This is a genomic window from Daejeonella sp. JGW-45 (assembly GCF_029360805.1).
In the GTDB taxonomy this organism is placed as follows: domain Bacteria; phylum Bacteroidota; class Bacteroidia; order Sphingobacteriales; family Sphingobacteriaceae; genus Daejeonella.
Genome location: NZ_JARKNC010000010.1, coordinates 835,346 through 853,022, shown reverse-complemented (window position 1 = coordinate 853,022; position 17,677 = coordinate 835,346). Strand labels below are relative to the sequence as shown.

16 protein-coding genes are annotated in these 17,677 nt (G+C 44.0%); 8 read left to right on the top strand and 8 right to left on the bottom strand.

Going from position 1 to position 17,677, the window contains the following annotated elements; all coding sequences use genetic code 11:
• Positions 1–410 precede the first annotated feature (410 nt).
• The gene (locus tag P2W76_RS17420) at positions 411–1,451 is read right to left on the bottom strand and encodes a serine protease (protein WP_276349181.1); all 1,041 of its coding nucleotides are present in this window, start codon (positions 1,449–1,451) and stop codon (positions 411–413) included.
• Positions 1,452–2,129: 678 nt separating this feature from the next.
• On the opposite strand from P2W76_RS17420, the gene chrA reads away from it, so the two are divergent.
• From chrA to P2W76_RS17395, 5 genes are all read left to right on the top strand, one after another.
• Positions 2,130–3,263, top strand: a complete 1,134-nt coding sequence (chrA, locus tag P2W76_RS17415) for a chromate efflux transporter (RefSeq protein ID WP_276349180.1) — start codon at positions 2,130–2,132, stop codon at positions 3,261–3,263.
• Between the two features lie 157 nt (positions 3,264–3,420).
• Positions 3,421–4,314, top strand: a complete 894-nt coding sequence (locus P2W76_RS17410) for a sugar phosphate isomerase/epimerase (RefSeq protein WP_276349179.1) — start codon at positions 3,421–3,423, stop codon at positions 4,312–4,314.
• 175 nt (positions 4,315–4,489) lie between these two features.
• A complete protein-coding gene (locus P2W76_RS17405) occupies positions 4,490–5,656 on the top strand; it encodes a mandelate racemase/muconate lactonizing enzyme family protein (protein ID WP_276349178.1) in 1,167 nt (388 codons plus the stop codon).
• A gap of 19 nt (positions 5,657–5,675) precedes the next feature.
• Positions 5,676–6,161, top strand: coding sequence for a VOC family protein (locus P2W76_RS17400; RefSeq protein ID WP_276349177.1), 486 nt, complete (start codon positions 5,676–5,678; stop codon positions 6,159–6,161).
• Positions 6,162–6,164: 3 nt separating this feature from the next.
• A complete protein-coding gene (locus P2W76_RS17395) occupies positions 6,165–7,121 on the top strand; it encodes a hydroxyacid dehydrogenase (protein WP_276349176.1) in 957 nt (318 codons plus the stop codon).
• Positions 7,122–7,123: 2 nt separating this feature from the next.
• Here P2W76_RS17395 and P2W76_RS17390 read toward each other — a convergent pair whose 3' ends face one another.
• Entirely contained in the window at positions 7,124–7,621 is a 498-nt protein-coding gene (locus tag P2W76_RS17390) for a GNAT family N-acetyltransferase (protein WP_276349175.1), read from the bottom strand.
• 200 nt (positions 7,622–7,821) lie between these two features.
• Here P2W76_RS17390 and P2W76_RS17385 point away from each other — a divergent pair, with 200 nt between their 5' ends.
• On the top strand, positions 7,822–8,379 hold the full coding sequence (locus P2W76_RS17385; protein ID WP_276349174.1) for a fasciclin domain-containing protein: 558 nt from the start codon (positions 7,822–7,824) through the stop codon (positions 8,377–8,379).
• A gap of 178 nt (positions 8,380–8,557) precedes the next feature.
• Positions 8,558–9,187, top strand: coding sequence for a DUF4412 domain-containing protein (locus tag P2W76_RS17380; protein ID WP_276349173.1), 630 nt, complete (start codon positions 8,558–8,560; stop codon positions 9,185–9,187).
• A 51-nt stretch (positions 9,188–9,238) separates the two neighbouring features.
• Here P2W76_RS17380 and P2W76_RS17375 read toward each other — a convergent pair whose 3' ends face one another.
• Positions 9,239–12,412: a PVC-type heme-binding CxxCH protein gene (locus tag P2W76_RS17375; RefSeq protein ID WP_276349172.1), complete on the bottom strand. Its 3,174-nt coding sequence runs from the start codon at positions 12,410–12,412 to the stop codon at positions 9,239–9,241.
• 129 nt (positions 12,413–12,541) lie between these two features.
• Complete coding sequence (locus tag P2W76_RS17370; protein ID WP_276349171.1) at positions 12,542–13,426, bottom strand: M48 family metalloprotease; 885 nt, start codon at positions 13,424–13,426, stop codon at positions 12,542–12,544.
• Positions 13,427–13,534: 108 nt separating this feature from the next.
• Here P2W76_RS17370 and P2W76_RS17365 point away from each other — a divergent pair, with 108 nt between their 5' ends.
• Entirely contained in the window at positions 13,535–14,416 is an 882-nt protein-coding gene (locus P2W76_RS17365; RefSeq protein ID WP_276349170.1) for a bestrophin family protein, read from the top strand.
• Positions 14,417–14,436: 20 nt separating this feature from the next.
• On the opposite strand, the gene P2W76_RS17360 is transcribed toward P2W76_RS17365, so the two are convergent.
• The 4 genes from P2W76_RS17360 to murB all read right to left on the bottom strand — a co-directional run bounded on the left by P2W76_RS17360 (position 14,437) and on the right by murB (position 17,632).
• Complete coding sequence (locus tag P2W76_RS17360; RefSeq protein WP_276349169.1) at positions 14,437–14,982, bottom strand: RidA family protein; 546 nt, start codon at positions 14,980–14,982, stop codon at positions 14,437–14,439.
• A gap of 228 nt (positions 14,983–15,210) precedes the next feature.
• Positions 15,211–15,447, bottom strand: coding sequence for a cytochrome b5 domain-containing protein (locus tag P2W76_RS17355; RefSeq protein ID WP_276349168.1), 237 nt, complete (start codon positions 15,445–15,447; stop codon positions 15,211–15,213).
• A 458-nt stretch (positions 15,448–15,905) separates the two neighbouring features.
• On the bottom strand, positions 15,906–16,442 hold the full coding sequence (locus tag P2W76_RS17350; protein WP_276349167.1) for a sigma-70 family RNA polymerase sigma factor: 537 nt from the start codon (positions 16,440–16,442) through the stop codon (positions 15,906–15,908).
• A gap of 176 nt (positions 16,443–16,618) precedes the next feature.
• Entirely contained in the window at positions 16,619–17,632 is a 1,014-nt protein-coding gene (murB, locus tag P2W76_RS17345) for a UDP-N-acetylmuramate dehydrogenase (RefSeq protein ID WP_276349166.1), read from the bottom strand.
• Positions 17,633–17,677 lie beyond the last annotated feature (45 nt).

The following is a 17,677-nucleotide window of genomic DNA, read 5'->3' as shown; positions in this document are numbered from 1 at the left end:
ATAATGTGAGTACTGTACTATTTTTCCACTTTAGTGTAAAACAGTACTGTACTTTAGAGGTAAGTATTTAATAAAGAGGTTGTTAAAGGCGAGTTATTACTTTTTTTTCGAATGATATTGCTAACAACATATACAGTACTATAACCAAATGAGCCGTAATGACATCTTTTCAACACACTACCACAGAAGCTTGCAACTTAAACGCACATAATTAATTGATAATCAATTTCTTACCTAACGCATTATCGTAACATTTGTAGTGTGATTTGTAAATTGAATTGTGGCAATAATTGCCTGGTTTAGTCACTGATGTTCAGTAGTTTACATAAAAATGGGATTGTGCTTTAGATGCAATCTCATTTTTTTCGCAATGATCCAATTCGGTACTACACCCGATATGTTCTTTGTTTTTAAATCCGTGCACTCCCAAATACTAACTCATTGGCAGAATTAATTATCTCAACTCCCGGAATACCAGCATAGTAGGAGGGTTTACCTTTTTCAAAAAATGCTGCTTGCTCAAAAAAATCTTGTGCCACAATTCCTACCACCATTCCGTAATTATTTATAATAGGACTACCGCTATTACCTGAGGAGGTTTTGGCGGAGAAGAGAAAAAATCTATTTTTATTATAGGTTTCAACAAATGAGTTGACCTCTCCTTTGTGGCTAATTTGATAAGCTTGAGCGGTCATAGGTATAGATGGGTACCCGATCGTAATGATATCAGAAAGTACTTCTGGTTCCGGGTAAAGGTGAAATGTTTCTATTTCCAATTTCTCTTTTAGAATAATGTAAGCTAAATCATTCTTTGTATCCGGTATGATCTTTTCATATGACACTTCCTTGTCGTCCACAGAGTAGATTTCTATTTTGCTTGCCTTCTCGATAACATGTCTATTAGTAATTATCAAATATTTAGCTATCTCTGAGTTACCTGCTGCATAGTAAAAACCAGTTCCAATAGAATGATCGCCCTCTGAGTTTATGTTTACAATCTTAAAGACACACTGGCTATATCGTTGGACAATAAACTGCCACCCTCCTAAAACGTTGTATATTGCATGCCGTTCATATAAAAATTTACAATACTCACCACCTGCTTTATATCTGATATCCCTTGAATTACTAGCTAAATTACTTGGCAAATGATGTAATACATGGGCTTCGGTCAAACTATTTAAAACTATATCGACTATTGTGGATGGGATACCACCTTTAATGCCCATTTTTTTCTCTGTAACATACATGTGAAAATCGAACGCTGATAGATATCCTAACGTAATGAATTGTTCGCCGTATGGTCTGTTTAATTCTTTTGTCTTTTTTATACAGATTTGCTGGATATCCGCAAATGAAGTAGGATCGGTTACTTCCGCGGTGAAAAACTTTATTAGGAGATCAATTAGGTCGCCATTCTCATTAACAATTCTCTGTGCTAAATATCTCATAGTTAGTTGATCTTTAGTGCAATTACCATCCCCTTGTCTTATATTATAGTTTTAGTATACAATAAGGCCGATAGACTAAAGATATTTATTAAGTTGATAATGGGAGGAGCTTCTTACTGAAGTGCTTTATATCGTCTATATAGACCTGAAACATTGCAGGCCATCTACATACTTATTTTTATAACATTATCTGTTTTTTCTAGCAAGCAGTTTAAAGTTACTTTAATGATTGATCTTGACGTATAAACCTATTTCTAATCTTTGTTACTTTTTATTCCTTACGCTGTACAGCTGGATAATGTATTACCTGTTATACACTGGTTTAATAATATTAAGGGAGGTATTTATATATGACAATGTCTAGAGACCTTTTAAGTCTATGATTATTATTTTCCTGTCAACGGTATAAATGGCCTTAATTCATAGATACGGGCCAAATCCTCATAAAAGAGGTTCGATAATTGGGTAGTAAGGGGAGCAAAAGCCTCACATGTCTGTGGGGCTTTTTTGTTTATATTCCTCTCGCCTCCTGAATTCCTACTTCACAATATCAAATGTAAGCTCACCCGGTTGCAAGCTTCAGAACGGTACATTAAATGTTAACACCTTTTTATTGGCCGATGTTGCCATGCACTATATCTTTGGTTATCGAGGTAAATGTTCTATCAATAATTTCTTATGACGGAAGCAAGAAAGCAAACAAGAATAGCTGAAGTTGCAAAACTCTTCTTTTGGTTAGGATTTGTTGGCTTTGGCGGTCCGGCTGTCCATATTGCCATGATGGAAGAAGAGGTTGTAAGGAAAAGAAAATGGCTAACCGAGGAGCATTTCCTGGACCTTGTCGGTGCCACCAACCTGATTCCCGGACCGAACTCAACGGAAATGACTATGCATATCGGTCATGAAAGGGCTGGCTGGAAAGGGCTGATTGTAGCCGGAGCCTGTTTTATATTTCCAGCCGTGGTTATAACCGGCGTTCTTGCCTGGCTATATCAGCAATACGGTCAGCTGCCTCAGGTGCAACCTTTTATTTATGGCATAAAACCAGCAATTATCGCTGTAATAGTGTCTTTAATGATAGGTTTGGGCAGAAAGGCTCTTAAAAGCTTAGAGCTTGGCGTCATAGGTATACTTGCCGCTATAGCAGTATTATCAGGTTACAACGAAATATATGTACTTTTTGGGGGAGGTATTTTAGGGGTCGTTGTTGCACAGCTAAAACAACCGATACGGCACACAAAGGCTGTTCTTCCTCTGTTTTTACTTCAAAACAACTTCTATCCAGATTATTCGGTCTTTAAACTCTTTGCAGTATTTTTAAAAATAGGGGCGATCTTGTATGGCAGCGGGTATGTGCTTTTTGCTTTTTTAGATGCAGAGCTCGTTTCGAAAGGATGGATTACTAAACAACAACTGGCCGATGCTATTGCCGTGGGACAGTTCACTCCAGGGCCCGTGTTCTCATCTGCTACTTTTATCGGCTGGCAAATTGGAGGTTTTTCTTACGCAGTTGCAGCCACGATAGGTATATTTTTACCTTCCTTTCTTTTTGTAGCTTTATTAAACCCGCTAATCCCGAAACTAAGAAAGTCGAAGATTTTTACTTCGTTTTTAGATGCTGTAAATATGGTATCGATAGCTATTATAATAGCTGTACTGGCAGAGATAGGAAAAACAACTGTATGGAATTGGAAAACTATCCTGATAGCTGCCCTAAGTTTCTTACTGACTTTTTTCTTTAAGAAAATAAATACAGCTTACATCATTTTGGGAGGAATTGTATTCGGATATGTCTTAAGCCTTTTAAATTGACTAATTAAATCGTATAACGAAACTCTGCCGGCTTCAAATCGTGATCAGCTCATTATTATGCGCGAGATACCGCGTGTCTTTCCTATTTCATTAAAATAATCCTACTTTTAAATTGACTGTTAATTCTGAATAAATAATCATAACCTGATACTACACTATGGAATTGTCAATACATAACTGGATGCGATCTGAAACGATCGAAACCACCATTCGCAGGATTTCTAAGCTTGGCTACACCAAAATGGAGATTGCAGGAAGCCCCGAGCAATATGACACGAAGGAAGTAAGGAGATTACTGAAGGAGCATAACTTAGCTTGCTGGGGATCCGTTACGCTGATGCTTGGCGAACGGAACTTACTTGCCAGGGATGAGGCCCAGCGGGCAAAATCCGTACAATATGTAAAGGACGTCATAAGGATGGTGCAGGAGCTCGATGGTCATATGGTTTCGGTGGTGCCTGGCACGGTGGGTAAAGTTGTGCCTGATGGCCGGCCTGAAGAAGAATGGAAGTGGGCTGTTGATTCTCTTAAGGAAATTTATGAGTACTCTGAAGCTGCCGGGATACTCCTCGGCATTGAGCCTATTAACCGCTTTGAAACTTATTTTATAAACCGGGGCGACCAGGCGTTGGCCCTGGCCGAAGCTGTCGGACCAAATTGCGGAATTTGCCTGGATACTTTTCATATGAATATTGAAGAGGATGATATGTATGAAGCCATCAGAAGGGCGAAAGGAAAGATAACAGGCTTCCACGTGGCCGACAATAACCGGATGGCGCCGGGAATGGGTAACCTGGATTGGAAAAAGATCGTAGCTACACTTCAGGAAGTGGGATATGACGGTGTGCTGTCGGTAGAATTCTGTTCTCCGCTTGACAGAACCCCCGCGAACCCGTACCCGAATGCAATAGATGAAAACCCTCAGGGCTTATCTGCTGAGCAGAAAAAATTCCTGGAGGATCATGGAAGCGCCTCTGTTTCCGAGGAGTTTTACACCATGCTTACCGGTAAGTCGTCTGAGACCTTATCCGCTTTAATTAAAAGATCTTAAACTCACTTCACAATAGATGAACGTGCATGAGCTGATCTCTCTCAAAAGGAGATAAAGACACTCAGTACTACTAAAAACAAACACATCCAATGAAACCATCATCAGCACGCCTCACAAACCATAATAAATATGCTCATGATGGTTTCATCGCCATTAAAAAAGAAATTATAAACCGATGAAAATAACGAATGTAGAAGCCTTCTGGTTACGGTCCCCCATCCCAAAGGAAAAGCAGCACTTTTCTGATTATGGGCTGCTGACCAACTTTGATATGACCCTTGTAGTAATTACTACAGAAGACGGCCTGCAAGGTTTCGGGGAAGCCAAGGCGGCTGTCGGTTCTTCAGGAGTCTGCGCTTCTATTGTAAGTTGTATAGAAAATGAGCTCAAGCCAATCTTATTAGGTAAGGACGCTAAAAATATAAGCCGGCTTTGGGACGAAATGTATAATGGCACACGCGATCATTATGCACTTGCCCGGGGCCGGAAGTTTCCCATACTCGGCAGAAGAGGATTAACAGTTTCTGCCATGAGCGGTATAGATACCGCATTATGGGATCTGAAAGGCAAAGCACTCGGTGTTCCGGTGATGGACCTCCTGGGCGGAGCCTGCCGGGATAAGATGCCTGCCTATGCCAGCGGCGGGTGGGCCGACGCAGACAACATCGGCGAACAGCTGAATGGCTATATATCTAAAGGATTTTCCGGGGTAAAGATGCGGGTAGGCATTATGGACGGAACGGTACTAAATAGTGTCGAACGAGTAAAAGCCGCACGAAAGGCAATAGGTCCTGACATTAAATTAATGGCCGATGCGCATGGCACTTTCAGCGTCCCTGAAGCCAGGCAGTTTTGCCGGGGGGTAGAGGATTGCAACCTGTACTGGTTCGAAGAGCCCATAAGCCCGGACAACAGGCATGGAACCGCCGAAGTAAGGGCTTCTACATGCATTCCGATTGCTGCCGGCGAAAGCGAGTATACCAGTTTTGATATCCGCGATTTGCTGGAGGTCAGGGCCCTCGATGTGATACAGCCGGATGCAGCTATAATTGGAGGTATATCTGAGGCCATGAGAGTAGGACATCTCGCTAATACCTACCAGCTTGAGCTGGCCCCTCACTGCTGGGGCTCTGCTTTTTCTTTTATGGCAGGTGTTAACGTAGCTTTTGCCTCGCCTTCGGCAACGATCATTGAATTCTCCCTGGGAGGGAATCCAATGATGTACGAACTGGTAAAGGAACAAATAGAAGTCAGGGATGGTATGATCGAAGCCCCGTCAGCACCGGGTTTAGGCTTAACACCAAATTGGGACTTCGTAAAGGAGTTCAAACAGAAATTATAAACATCAGGTTAAACTAATTATGGCACGTGCACTCAAAATCAATCATGTCACACTGATCGTGGACAACCTGGAAAAAGCCGGCGAATTCTACCAGCAGGAACTTGGTTTGGAACCCCTGGCTGCTTTTCGCTTCGACTACCCTGTTATGTTTTTCAAGTTTAACGAGGAGCAGCAGCTGCATATTTCAGAATGGGACGATACCCCCTCATTCCGCGGTCACATTTGTGTCCAGGTGGATGACTTCAACAGTATTTTCTTCCGCATGAAGGAACTTGACGTGATCGATGTAAAGCCTTGGGGCAAGGTAAGAAAGCTGCCTGACGGAGCTATGCAGATGTTTGTACGTGACCCTGCCGGCAACCTCGTCGAGATGTCGTCAAGGCCGGGAGATGAAATTGACCCACGGATCCTGGAGGACGAGCTTTACGAAGAGGGTTTATATGTGTCAAACAGGAATGATTTCAGAGGATACAGATCTGACAATGCTACTTTATATCACAAGTAACCAGTGAAGAAGAACGTTCTATTGCTTGAAACCATTACTGATGAAGCCTTGGCTGTTCTTCGCGACAGTGCTAATGTCTTTACCGGATATGATGAAGCTTCTCTGAAAAAAGTATTAAGTACTGAAGAAATACATGCTGTAATTGTTCGCGGGAAAGGACAGGTTAACAAAGCATTGATGGAATCTTGCCCTGCTTTGCAGGTAGCTGCACGCTGCGGGGTTGGCTTGGATAATGTGGATGTAAAGGAAGCAACAGCCAGGAATATCATGGTTATCAATGCTCCCGGTTCTAATGCTGCAACCATTGCAGAGCATACCCTTTCGCTGATGCTGATGCTGATGCGTAATATGTATGTTTCTGTTTCCCAAGTCAAAGACGGGAACTGGAATTGGAGAAATAATTATTCTGGTGATGAGCTTCATGGGAAGACCCTGGGAATATTAGGCATGGGGAATATAGGTAAACGGGTAGCCCTGCTCGGAGAGGCTTTCGGAATGAACGTTTTATACTGGAGCAGGTCAGCTCAGAATGTGCCCTATACTTTTTTATCGATGGAAGAGGTACTACAGCAGTCGGATATGGTTAGCCTGCATTTACCCTTTACATCCGAGACCGGAACTATCATACAAGCACCGCAACTGGCGATGATGAAACCCGGTTCATTTTTAATCAACACCGCACGGGGAGCACTTATAGATCATGATGCTCTCGTCGACGCCTTAAGTGAAGGACGGATTGCGGGCTTCGGTGCAGATGTTTTGCCGGAAGAACCACCTGCGGCGGACAGCCCTGTTGTGCATCATCCCCGAGCTATTATCACGCCGCATTCGGGAAGCCTTACTGCCTCTACCTACCGGCATATGTGCCTGTCTACAGTAAAAAATGTTGTTGCTGTTCTTACTGGGGGAAAGCCTGAACCGAAGAGTATATTTAATGCGTCGGGGCTTTCTGAAGCTTGATATTACAGCTGAAGCTCCATCTGGATATTACATCTTGTGTAAGGAGAAGGGATCCCGCTGACCTTCGTAAAGCCTAATTTACGATAAAGGCGGATGGCCGGTTCAAGAACAGTATTGCTCTCCAGATAAATTTTCGTTGCGCCCGACTCCCGGGCCTTATCGATTGCTTTGCTACCCAGCACGAACCCAATGCCTTTCCCTTTTAATTCGTCAGAAACGGCCATTTTAGCCAGTTCAAACACCTTATCTTCTGCTTTGATCAATGCGCAGGCGCCCACTGGCTTTCCTTCGTACAGGGCTATTAAAATATGTCCTCCCTTATCTATAATATATTCCTCAGGATGGTGAAGCGCCTTATAATCGCTTTCTTCCATCTGAAAGTATTTTTTTATCCAGTCTTCGTTAAGCTGCTTAAAAGCCTCCGCGTATGCCGCAGAGTAATTTACAACGCGGATCTCCCCAGGGCTGCTTCCGGGCGTCTCTTTATTAACTTCCATCATTAATATTATTGCGTGATCACTTACCCAAATGTACTATTTTCGCCGCTCTAAACCACCCCGGCGGAAGCGGGCTTGTCTCTGGCCCGCACCTGGTTTGAGCGTGTGACTCCCCATCCCATGGATACCGGAGAAAATTATTTTCCCTGGATAAATCCGCCTTGAGTTTTAATTCGTAATTCCCTTCATCAAACTCAAAACAAATGAAAAAAATATCCTATTTCGTTATTGCATTAATAGTTTCTGCACTAACAGTTCCGTCCTTATCCGCCCAGACAAAAATGGTTGGCGGCGCAGCTATGTATCCAACCAAAGACATTATTGACAACGCGGTTAATTCTAAAGATCACACCACACTGGTAGCTGCAGTTAAGGCAGCCGGATTGGTAGAGACCCTGAAAGGCAAAGGACCCTTCACAGTATTTGCGCCAACCAATGCAGCTTTTGACATGCTGCCAGCCGGCACGGTAGCTACCTTGCTAAAACCTGAGAACAAAGGTATGCTGACCACAATCTTAACTTACCATGTCCTTGCCGGAAACCATTCTTCAGCAGACCTTGCTGCTAAAATAAAAGCAGGTAAAGGTACGGCCGAATTTACCACGGTAAGCGGCGGGAAATTATGGGCAATGATGAAAGGCAAGAACATTGTCCTGAAAGACGAGAACGGAGCCATGGCTAAAGTTTCTATTGCTGATGTTAACCAAAGCAATGGTGTGATCCATGTAATAGATCACGTTGTAACACCCAGGAAAAAGTAGTGCTGCAGATTTGTTTAAAGCCGGGCAATTGTCCGGCTTTTTTTGAAACATAGTTAGCTCTTCTGCCGCTCCACCCAAAAAGCCCCTCGCCGTGTTTGTTAGCTGGCTCCGGCATTTTTAACGCACAGCTCTTGCCGGATGACGAAGAATTAGCTAATTTGGATCAAGTTCTCTCACTTTGAAAAAAATTATCTTATTACTACTGCTTGGTATCGGCACCATTTCAGCGACACCGGATGCAGCAACCTTTACCGGCAAGATCCAATACAGGTACTCTTTCACCGACCTTCAGGGAAATGATATTACAGATAGGGCTGCTCCTCTTTTAGGGCGCGAGCAGCATTATTTCGTATCTGACAGTAATTACAAATCTTATGATGAAACAAATACGATTACACAGCTTTATAACAGCCGCTCAAATACCTATTTTGGCTTCTGGAAAGACAAAACTGCCAGCCGGATAGATGCCCTGACCCGCACCTCACAGCAATACAAGGTAACCAGGCTTAACAAAAAAGAAAAGATCCTGGGCTACGACTGCGTAGCCATACAGGTAGAAACAGATAATACGAGTACTATCTATTATTATTCTCCCCTGCTTCGGATCGACTATAAAGCGTATGCAAAACACAATTTCGGCGAATGGAATAACTACCTCGAAACAACCAGGGGCGCGCTTTCTCTTAAATACATCATTACAAATCCGCAAAAGGGTTACGTATGGACGGTGCTGGCAGAAAAGATAACGGCGATGAAATTAAATGCAAGGGCTTTTGAGTTTCCGCAGGGGTACGAACTTAGGAACTAAGCCTCCACAGTCGCATTAACCAGCCGGATCAAACCAAACTCTAAACACAAATCAATTCTCTAAAGGGTGCTGTCTGAGCAATTCCACTGGTGAATAGAATCCTGCTTTACCCTTCGTAGCTGCCCGAATTGCTGCTACTTTCTCTGCGGTAACAGCAGGAGCGTTATTGCCAAATGAGTTCCTGACGTACGTAAGTACTGCTGCAACTTCATCATCTTTCAGAAGCCCCCCGAAAGGAGTCATCGGCACTTGTCCGCTATAGCTGCGCCCCTTCACTTCAATTGGCCCCTGCATCCCTTTTAATACTAATTTGATCAAACGCTCCTCAGCGCCTGTCACCCACTGTGTTCCTGTGAGAGGCGGAAAGCCGGATGCCGGAAGGCCATTGCCGTCGGGCTGATGACAGGTACCACAAAATCCATCCCTCATATAGATCGCTTTCCCTTTTGTAAAAAGATCCCGTTCCCCACCTTTCAGATCCGTTAAGATTGTTTCTTCTTTTTTCTTTACTACCCGCTCCCCTTTAAGATGTGCCAAAGCTGTTTCATGGGCTGCCTGCATCCAGTCATCCAGCGGCATTTTACCAGCTTCCAAAACAACTGGCAATCCCTTTTCCTTGCTTAGCCAGGAGGCAGCAACTATTGCCTCAAGGCGGACCCTGCCATGTTCATCGTGTGCGGCTTGCATAAGCAAATCTTCCTGATCAGGCACCTGATGCCCCGTATACCTGAGTACCCGTACGGCAGCTGCTCGTGCATGGTAATCCTTCGCATTAAGCAACTGTTTAAGTAATTGCTGATCTACTTTATTTAATCCCCAGGTTACCCAAAGCGCTTCAAGCAAATGATGCTCGTACCTGGGGTCATTTTTGTCCAGTTTAGCTGTCCAGGTTTTAATTTGCGAGAGCACCTCGGAAGCTTTACGCCCTCGCAGCTCTCTCCGGGTACGGTAGCGGGTCCTGTACTCAGGCAACTTTAAATTATCCAAAAGCCCGTTGATGGTCGCACCAGCAACCTTAGCAGGTTTGATTAAAGGGCGGGAAGGATAAGTAATGCGGTAAATCCGGCCGTGCATATGGTCGCGCAGCGGGTCACGGGCATTGTGCTGCATGTGCCCGATCAGGATATTGTGCCAGTCTGCGACATATAAAGAGCCATCAGGTGCAAACTCCATGTCTACCGGCCTGAAGTTCCTGTCGTCCGATACTAAAAGATCCTGCCTGTGCCTGCTTTTATATCCGGTCCCATCATCAGCTAAAGTATGTTGTTTAGTACCTAAAAAGCCGATCGTATTGTTGATCAGGAAATCGCCCTGTACATCGTCAGGAAAGTGCCTGCTCGATACAAATTCAAGTCCGGAGGTAGGGCGGACACGGTGCGCAGGCTCAATTAAATCCCTCCCCTTATCAGTAGCCACGCCATATCGCGGTTTTATTGATCCCGGCATCATCCAGCGGACATCAGGACTCGACGTCTCAGCAAAAAAATTCTCTCCCCATTCATCAAAAGCGATACCCCATGGATTAGGAATGGAAAGCTGGGCAGTGCGTTCCAGCTGATGGCGCTGGGGGTTATAACGGTAGAACCCCCCGTTAGTGCCCCGGACCGGTCCATAAGAAGTTTCTACGTTTGTGTGCAGGAAAACACCTTCACCCATATAAAGTGCCCCTGACGGATCGGCAGTATATGCATGAATATTATGATGGGTATCATGATCATCAAAGCCGCTCAGAAGAATTTCTTTTGTATCTGCCTTATCATCGCCGTTAGTATCTTTCAAAAGCACGAAATTTGTGCCTTGCGTAAGATAAACACCTTCAGGAGCAATTTCAAAGCCTATGGGAAGATGCAGATTTTCTGCGAAAATAGTTTGTTTATCAGCTTTACCATCATTATCTGTATCTTCCAAAATAATAAGCTTGTCATTTGGTTTAGGATCCCCGGGTTTGTAATGAGGATAACTCGGCATGGTGGCCACCCATAAACGTCCCTTATTATCGAAAGATACCTGAAAAGGTTTAGCCAAAGCAGGAAATTCCTGTTCAGAGGCAAAGAGGTCTATTTTATAACCAGGGGCTACCTTCAGCTTATTGAGTGCATCCTGGCCGTACAAATACTCCAGGCTGCCATTTTTTTCAGGGTTATAATTCGTTTTCACTTCAGGGATCGGCGTTGTCTTTTTATCAGCTGCAGCTATATCCATTGTTTTGCCTTTAGCAGCACGCCAGACTGCTGTATCCCTGATCGCCGTCATCTCCCGGATCTTAGCTATTTCAGCAGGATAATTATCCGGTCCATAAGGATTATACCTCCGCCCGTAAACATGCACACCATTTGGAATTTTTATATCATTATGCCACATCCAGTTCTTCTCCAGGACCGCAGCATGAACAAGGCTCCTATTCATTTCGGCTTTTACGGGAGCTTTACCAAAAATAAGATCAGCAAGTAAAGGTGCGAAGCGTGCGTACCCCTCATCGCTAAGTTGTGAACCGTCTACGGTCAGCGGTTTAGTAGAAGAAGCAAACCATCCTTTTGTCGGAGAATAAGCATCGACAAAGTGTACCTTATTCATGGCCGCTATTTCTTTCATGGCTTCGGTATATAAAGCCAGGTTGGCATTTTCCTTTTTCCCATCCGGCAGGTCGAATTGTTTGGAAAGGTCTTCGAAGGCAATTGGAGATACTATAGCCAGTTGAGGCGCTGCTGTACCATTATATTGCTGCTTGAGGGTATGTTTGATAAACGCATCCAATTCAGCCTTATAATTCGCCAGGCCCTTTTGCCCTTCAAACGATTCATTATAACCAAAGAAGGCAATAATGACGTCTGCCTTTAGATTACTAAGCCACTGGTCTTCCGTTGGGAAATGGCCCTGGCTATCCGAAAAAGTTGCAAGCTCTGTCTGGAATTTCTCAGCTCCCGGAAAAGCCCAGGGTGAGACCCTGCTGGAATGGGGGCGGAAACCGGGAGTATTCCCGCCATCAGCCATGTTACGAATATGGAGGTTAAAGTCAGGATAACGCAAATGCATCTCCGTCTCGAAATGGCCATAATTCATCATTCTTGAACCCAGATTATTGCCAATGAGCACAATATGAGAGCCCTTTTTTAATTGCAGGGAGGGAGGGTTTGATTGAGTAAATTGTAAAGTAAAGAACGCGATCAAAACTATCGCAGCAATTTTTAAAACAACCTTGATATTCTTTCTTCCAAATAGTGCCATAGAATGAGGTTAGCGTAGCTTAATAAACTAAATATAGGAATTAAACTTACCGTTTGATCCGAATTTAACTATTAGGCACTAACAAAAAAGTAAGAAATGAAAAAGCGACAACGCCACTTTCACCTTCACCTAAGGCACTTCCACCACCGTCCAGTTATTCGTTTTCCGGTTCCAGATAATTGAATAATCTTTACCGTGCATGAGTTTATAAGTGGTGGCCCTGCTGCTGTTTACCAAACGAATGAAGCCGTAATTGTATATCTCATACTTAAAAACAAAAGGCTGCCTGGTGTTAAGCTGCACCGGGCTGTAATTCCGGCCGTCATCAGAGAGATAAACAGTCATTTCTTTATTACCATATAAGGCCAGGTGTATCCAGTCTGCATCATTAGCAGGAGGTGGCGGGTTTTGCTGCGGCTGCGGGACAGGTGGTCTTACGGTTGAAGTTGAGGAAGGATTAATGCCCTTTGCATAATACCACCCTCTTCGTATAGCATCTACCCTGGCAGCCCTTCCGGGATGACTAGAGTTACCCTGTATGGGTGCTATACGCTCAAGTGCTGCAGTTGCCTCCGCCAGGCTGGCATCGATCTTTGCAAGCGCATAGCCGGAAAAATAATCCGCCTCAAGTTCCTTGGCGGGAGTACTTCCCGTACCAGTGAACAAATGATTCTCGTAATGATGTCCTATTTCGTGCGCCAGCACACTTACAGAGGCCCAGTTGGTGCGCGAGTACTGATCTAGCGCAGTAAGGAATCTGTTGTCATAAATAATAACCCGTCTGTTCCGGATAATCGTAGCATAGGCGTTGTTGATCCCGTTCTGCTCCATCAGGGTGAAGTTTTCCTTCCAATTAATACTATCCAGGATCCTGCGAACGTATCCGCCCGCTTCATAAACACTTATGAAATTGTTGATCAACGAAGGTGGTGGAATGAGTATGCCGCACTGGTTGACCTGTTGGGCGAATGACACCTGAGAAAATAAAACAAGGAGCAGGACTAATTTTTTCATCAGTATAGTTGCTTTGGTTCTGGTATAACGGCTCGAACTATGATTATCTTATAACACTGATTTATCAGCTAAGTTTCCCGTTTGTCGTCATTTCATTAAGTTTGTTGAATGATCGTCTATAATCCCAAAGATTGGTTCCACTCGACGTTTTCCCTGCACAGTTCAGATACGGCAAGGAAGCTATTCCCGCTTATCATGGCTCTCGCAGCCTATTCAGGTGCCATCGCCTATTGGGAACTGGAGTACCTGAAGCTTTCGGAAATAAGCTGGATCAGGAATGTAACGCTTGTACACAACCTGTTAGGTTTCGTTATGTCGATACTCCTCGTTTTCCGCACCAATACGGCCTATGACCGGTGGTGGGAAGCAAGGAAACAATGGGGAACCCTCACAAATGTAAGCCGTACCCTGGCTATAAAGATGAATGCCTTTCTTCCTGAAGAAGACAGGGTGAACCGCAGTTTTTTCAAAAAGGCAATACCGTTATTTGCTGATACCCTGTTTACGCATCTCCGTTCTAACAAGACCCGCTTTATGCTGGATGAAGTTGACCACCCGGAGTTTAATCACCTGGACGAGGAGAAACATGGCCCAAACCAGGTGGCTTCCATGATAGCGGTCAGGGTTAATGCTATGTATAAAGAGCAGGTGATCAGCGGTGATCAGCTGATCGTTATTAATAATGAAGTGCAGTCCTTTACCGACGTATGCGGTGCATGTGAAAGAATCAAAAACACGCCCATTCCCATGTCGTACAGCTCATTTATCAAGAAATTCATCTTCATTTACGTACTTACCCTGCCTATAGGGTATGTCTCTTCGATGGGTTATTTTGTTATTGCTGCCGTGCCCTTTATCTTTTACGTAATGGCTTCCTTAGAGCTTATTGCAGAATCGATCGAAGATCCCTTCGGTCTGGATCCTGACGATCTGCCGCTGGAAAAGATGGCCGCGAATACCAGGACACACGTCAGTGAGATCATCCGGTAAACGCATGCGCTAATTCCATATCAATCTACATACGCAATACAATCCAACTGCACCAATACCCCGTCTCTTCCCATCAGATCGGCACTGGTTCCGGTGTATGACCTTACCGGCGGAGGGTCGGGGAAGTAACCACGATAAGCTTCATTAAGCAGGGCAATGTTTGTATTGGGCTCAACAACGGTCATGTGTACCCGCAGGGCATTCCCCATGGACGATCCCGCCCCTTCGAGGACTTCCTTCAGGGTATCAAGTATGCTTTTGATCTGGACTTTAATATCTCCAGGCTCGGCTCTCCTTTCAGGATACCAGCCGCCAATACCCGACACGAATAACAGGTGTCCCGAACGTATACAACCCGATAAGACACTTGCCGGAGGACCCTTGGTAGCTGTTACTGTCGGGTTTGTGTTCCCTCCACTATTACTTTTACGAATTACCTGTTTCTTGGGGGTCCATTGGCTTTTCTTCTTCTTTTGGGCCGTTGCCTCGTTTGGATTAACTGTTATAGCGGCCGCGCCAGCCAGAGGAAGAAGGCTAAGGCTTTTAAGTAAGTTTCTGCGATTCATATATCGTTGTTAAAGTTTAAACATTCGGATCAATCAACATAAAGATAATATCGAATTAACTGCCGCAGCTGAGAGAAGCATAAAGATAAATCCTGTTAATATATCCAAACGGCCATGCCGGCGATCGGCGACTTGACTTACTAAATATAATGAAAGAGCAATGACTATCGAGAATACGCACGTCTTTTTTACAATATGCCTGATATTCTACCTCGAAATCCGCAGATTTTATATCAGCCTTCCAATCACCCTAAATTTCTCAAATACAGCCTGTGTATGTGGTGCATCCTTTAGCTCGTGGGTAAGATCTTGCCCCGCCCAATGTTCGTAATGCTTGCCGTTCTTCCACAGACGGCTTTCAGAAACATCATAAATGAGACCTTTATAGGCAATCCAGATCTGGGGCTTGTCTTGCCCGTTTCTGAGCGCCAGGTATTGCTTCGTATATTCGGGGATATCGTGCATCAGTACGAACAAATATAGGGTTGACGATTGGGAATGGAGAATGAAAACGTATTGATCGCGCGGATGTGCCTGGGCTAAGGAACCTCAATTACCATGTTAAAGAATGAATTTTATCGGAGCGGGTTAGCGATAGTAGTGAAAATCCTTTTTTGTGTCCCGCACAAAAAAGATTGGAGCGGATAGCGCGGTGCGGCCACCGCCGCAAACCCCAAAAGAAACCCTCTTATACTAACTATCTCTACCCCTTTAATCATCCTGATCAGCTCTACTTCTAATCATCCTGATCAACTCTCCTCCTACTAATCATCCCACCGAAACCCCGGACTTACAACAACTCAACCTATTGTGATTCAGCGGAAACAGGAACCACCAACAAAAAAACACCGGAACTGCTCCCGGTGTTCAAGGTTAATATATGATTTAGTTTATTGATGAACTTGTTTTTACAATGCGTTAGATTAATTGACCGCATATTGTGTATTACGGCAATCCGTGTCATAAGGTTTCAAAGATTTCTTTAAAAGTTTTCTCGCTACGTGTATCCTGGTCTTAACTGTCCCGATAGGAATGGTCAGATGTTCTGCGATCTCGTGGTATTTATGACCATCGAAATGCATAGTGAAGGGCACGTAGTATTCATCAGGTAACTTGCCCAGTGCATTTTTGATATCTTCCATCACAAACTTTGGCTCTCCCTGGTTTTTCGTAGCACTATACATGAGGTTTGCTGATGAGATATCATCGGACTTAGTAACAAAGGAGCTGATCTTTACGAATCTCCTGTAATTATTGATAAAGGTATTTTTCATGATGGTATATAACCATCCCTTAAGATTCGTTCCTTCCTTAAACTTATTATAGTAAGTAATGGCTTTTAACATGGTATCCTGCACCAGGTCGTTTGCATCATCAGAATCGTGAGTGAAATGTAACGCGTACATCTTAAGAGAGCTTGCCTGGCGCGTAACCATTGTATTGAATTCGATAGTAGTCATTTTGTTTAGGTTTAGAGATTAAACAAATCAGTTATTTCTTCGCAATTCAAAAAAACAAAGTGTTTTTAAGTAGATGACTGATACTAAACAAAGGGTATGCCCTTTTTAAATCTGAGGGAAAATGAAGCACTTATACGGAGGTGCCTGATATAAGTACGGCGGAGGATTTCGGACGATTAAATAATATTCACTTCGCGCTCAAGTGTAACATCAAATTTTGATCTGACACTGTCTATTATTTGAGAAGAAAAGTTAAGTATCTCATTACCAGTAGCATTTCCATGATTAACCAAAACCAATGCCTGATTTTTCCAGGTTCCGGTATTGCCAGAGGCTTTACCTTTCCATCCGCATTGCTCAATCATCCACCCAGCGGCGAGCTTGATAAAACCTTCTCCGGCGGGATAATTTACAATGTCTGGAAAATTGGACTGCAACTGTATAAATTTGGCTACCGGAATAATGGGGTTCTTGAAAAAGCTGCCTGCATTACCGATCATGCCGGGATCAGGCAACTTACTTACCCGGATATGCGAAACAACATCAGACACATCTTTAATGCCCGGTACTCTGATCCCGCGCTTATCCAGTTCCTGCTGGATGGCTCCATAACTAACGTTAGGTTTAAATATCCTGGAAAGCTTAAAAGTAACTTCAGTGATTATGTACAGGCCTTTATAAGCAGATTTAAAAATACTGTCACGGTAGCTAAACTTGCATTGCTCCCTTGTAAAGGTGATCATTTCGCCGGATGCGATCTCAAAAGCGCGGCATGAATGAAAGATATCCATCAGCTCAACCCCATAAGCACCTATGTTTTGCACCGGGGAAGCCCCAACCGATCCCGGAATAAGACTCAGGTTCTCCATACCGGCAAATTGATGCTTCACGCAATAGTTAACCAGGTCATTCCAAACCTCGCCGCCACCTGCGCTTACATATATATGGTCACCCTCATTCCTATGCTGGACGCCCTTTATGTTTATATGAATCACGAGGCCGTCGAAATCGCCGGTAAAGAGGACATTGCTGCCACCACCTAAAACCAGCCTCGGAAGACTTGTTAAATGCTTGTCGGCAAACAGCTCTTTAAGGTGCTCTTCAGTGGTAATATCCGCAAACCAACGAGCCGAGGCAGCCACTCCGAAGGTGTTCAGGTTTTTCAAAGAAACATTTTCCTCTATTGTCATGAGAGTTGTACGTTTTACGTTGTAAGTTTTACGTCTGGGTGCAGA